The sequence below is a fragment of the Rubneribacter badeniensis genome (assembly GCF_002899695.1).
In the GTDB taxonomy this organism is placed as follows: Bacteria; Actinomycetota; Coriobacteriia; order Coriobacteriales; family Eggerthellaceae; genus Rubneribacter; species Rubneribacter badeniensis.
Genome location: NZ_PPEL01000150.1, coordinates 1 through 3,630, shown reverse-complemented (window position 1 = coordinate 3,630; position 3,630 = coordinate 1). Strand labels below are relative to the sequence as shown.

General features: G+C 66.6%; 1 protein-coding gene. It reads left to right on the top strand.

The annotated features are described in order from the left end of the window. Positions 1 to 605 precede the first annotated feature (605 nt). Positions 606 to 2,351 (top strand): FAD-dependent oxidoreductase, encoded by a 1,746-nt coding sequence (locus C2L80_RS13320; RefSeq protein ID WP_087196940.1) that lies wholly within the window; start codon positions 606 to 608, stop codon positions 2,349 to 2,351. The last annotated feature ends 1,279 nt before the right edge of the window (positions 2,352 to 3,630 follow it).

Genomic DNA, 3,630 nt, shown 5'->3' with positions numbered 1-3,630 from the left:
GCCCGCATCTGTCCTCGCACCCCGACCCCCTCCCCCGAATCAACCGCCGTCCGAGCCGACTCGACACGGGGGAATCACCCGGTGCATGGAGAGCGCGCATCCCGAACGCGCCGCATCGCCTCATGGGCGTAAGGGGGATTCGGCGGGTGAGCCGGCTGCGACGGCGCGCAAAGCGTGACGGGCGCGCCTCGCCCCCTCTCCGACCGAGAGCGGCGCGCTTCTCCCCCACCCGCGATCGCGCCGCTTTGCCACCCCCCCTTGCGCCCGCGCCTCAAGTCAGCAAAGCCGCATCCGCGCCTCTCGGAAGCAACACGCCGCCGAGCGCGCCGAGCGCCCTTCATCGTCGCAGATGACAAGGCTCCCCCAAATCCGCGAGGGCCGAAATGGGCGCATTACCCCATCGCGACGATTCCGCAGCCGGCGCGACGCGCCTATGATCAAAGCACCGCTCGCGCGAAAACGAGCGGCACGGCGCACTCGCCATCCGCAGCATGCGCGCCCTACGGAACATGGGCGTTCGCGCAAGCACCGCACAGCGCATGCGCACGGCGCGCCGAAGCACGCGGAGCCGAATCCGCAGAAGACAAGGAGCAAGGGAGGAAAACATGAGCACACGAGCAGGACTGTCCCGTCGCGCGTTCCTCGGCCTGGGAGCCACCGCCGCCGTGGCGGCGGGCGCGGGCCTCGCGGGCTGCGCGCCCCAGTCGAGCACGAGCACGGACGCGTCGGGCGAAAACGCCTCGGGCGGCGCGTCGGAATCGAGCTGGAAGACCCCGCCCGAGGAGATCACCGAGTTCGCCCAGGAGATCGACTGCGACGTCGTGGTGTGCGGCCACGGGTTCGCCGGCATCACCGCTTGCCGCGAACTCGCCGAAGAGGGCTACCGGGTCGTTCTCGTGGAGAAGCAGCCCGAAGAGACGTACGCGGCCGTGGGCAACGAGGCCGGCACGCTCAACGCCTCCATCCTCAAGGAACGCGGGGTGCCCGAGATCGACCCCGTCGAGTTCTATCAGAACTGGATGCTCATCACGGGCAACTATCCGAACCAAGAGCTGGTCATGAAGTACGCGCAGAACTCGGGCGCGAACATGGACTGGTACCTGTCCGAGCTGACCGAAGAGGACTTCGCCACCATGACGACGGCCTTCTTCCCCAAAACCGAGCACCAGCTTGACGAGCTGGGCGGGGTGAAGTTCTGGCCGAGCGTGTGCAGCTTCTACGGAGAGTGCAACCAGACGAAGATCCACGGCTACAACCGCGAGGTGGCGAAAGCGAACGGCGCGGAGTTTTTGTTCGGCACCGAGGCGCTCTACGTCGTCATGGACGACGGCCAGGTGGCGGGGCTTGTTGCCGCAAACGCCGACGGCAACATCAAGTTCACGTGCCGAGCCGTGGTCATTGCATGCGGCGGCTTCGGCGGCAATCCCGAGATGCTGGCCGACCTCATCCCCGACATGGCTGGCGCGCTCGTCGGCGAAGAGCAGCTCACGTCCATGTCGGCCAACGACGGCCGCGGCATCCAGATGGCCTACTGGGCTGGCGCGCACCTCGAGACGTGCCCCATCCCCGGCATGAACATGAAGGGCCTCTCGGTGCCCGGCAAAATGAACTGCCTGCCCCAAGCCGTGTGGATCGACGAGCACGGCAAGCGCTTCTGCAACGAGTTCTATCCCACGTCCGAGCAGCGCGGCCTGGCCACCGTGTACAAGACCCGCAAGACGAAGTTCGCCGTGTGCGACGCGAACTTCCCCGAATACCGCCAGTACACCATCCCCCAGCACGCCGGGTTCAGCGCCACCGAGGAGAACATCGCCGCACTGCAGGAGTCGCTCGACACCGCCTACGCCAAGTACCAGGGCACCTACGAGGAGCCCGAGCAGGCCGAGGGCGAGGGCGGCCCGGGCGGCGGCGGGCCTCAGACCACGGTCGAGTTCATCGCCGATGACACGCTCGAAGGCCTGGCCGCGCAGATGGGCCTTGAAGGCGAGGCGGTCACGAACTTCGTCAAGACCATCGAAGACTACAACGCCTACTGCGAAGCGGGTGCCGACCAGCAGTTCGGACGCGACGCCCGAGTGCTGTTCCCCGTTAAGGAGCCGCCGTTCTTCGCCTGCACGTTCGATCCCGTGCTCGGCGAGACAATGGTCACCTGCGGCGGCATCATCACCGACGGCGAGCAGAACGCGCTCGACGAGAACTTCGAGCCCATCCCCGGCCTCTACGTGTCCGGCAACGACTGCGGCCGCCGTTTCGGCTACGACTACATCACCCCCATCCCCGGCGTGAGCCTCGGCATGGCCATCACCTTGGGCCGCGAGTGCGGAAAGTCCGTGGGAGCGTTCCTCGGGTAGCGCCACCCCTCCGGCGCTTCCTCTCGCCTGGCGAACCCGGAGCGATACCGGGTTCGCCAGGCGCGCCGGACCCTCCCGCCGAGCCGGGTTCCCCATCGAGCCGAGTACCGCTAGGCTCGGACTGGCGCTCAACCCGACGGATGTCCCTGCACGCCCCGCTAAGCCAGGCCGAAGCCCCCCGCTAAGCCAGGCCGAAGCCCCCCGCTAAGCCGGACCTCCCGCCAGGCCGAAGCCCCGCCCGGCCGGACCTCCCGCCAGGCCGAAGCCCCCGCTAAGCCGGACCTCCCGCCTGGCCGAAGCCCCGCCAAACAGAGCTCCCACCGGGGTTCAGCTTGGCAGAAACCGCTCTCAGCTCCAGCACAGAGGAGGCGGGGCTTCCCCCAAGCCATAAACCAAGGCCAACGCGCACTCGCATTCGCCTGATCTCGAGCCGGCCCCCTTGCGGTCGGGCGACTCGGAAGCCTCTCGCTGGGCGAAAGGAACCCCGCAGCTTCGTCAATATCGACCACAGCGGGCCGATACCTCTGCGCTAACGACAGCTTGGCAGAGACAGACCAACCTCATGGCGGGAAATGACGGAAAACTGCGTTCGGAAGGGCCGAGGGATCGGCGTCGACAAGGCTCTCATTGCATAATCCCTGGTCAGTTTGTTCAGACGATTTCGTTTGGTCGAGGTGCGGCGTATGCAACCGCGGTTTTCCGTCGTTTCCTGCCACGAACGGCACTTCTCTCTGCCGAGCCAGAATTGACAGAGAGCGAAGGGGCTCTCCGTCAAACCAGGGTTGACACGAATCCATATTCGCCGAGTATCGAGCCAAGCTTATTCTGATCCGATGCCTCGGAAGCCCCCGTCCACCGCCCGCCCGTCAGGCGGGGCCTCACCCGGAAGGCCGACCTGGCATCTGCCGCTCCTAGCTTGACACGGGGTTCGGCTCGAACCGCGGTCGGAGCGGGCCCGCGCCCGCCGAATCCTGAGCCGGGCCCCTCCGCTCCGGGGCACCGGATCGGGCCGCGCATCGCGATCCAACCCGGCCTCTGCCTATCCTGGTTCAACAGCGGTCGGAAAGGCGTCTAGCACAAAATAACGGTTAAGAACGATTTTCCAACAAGATCGAATTTCACGACCTGGCATTTCCCCGAAAACGTTCCTCCAGGGGGGTGCGGACGTTTTTCCGGACGGCCTAGGCGGCCAGCCCCAGCCGCCTCCTGCGGCCGGCTATCGTATCGTACACCTTGCGCCCTCCCTCGTCGAACGCCTTCAGCCTCCCCTCCCGGTACC

Bases quoted from the DNA above. Each gene is read 5' to 3' on its own strand.
- C2L80_RS13320 (WP_087196940.1), top strand. From the start codon at position 606: ATGAGCACACGAGCAGGACTGTCCCGTCGCGCGTTCCTCGGCCTGGGA.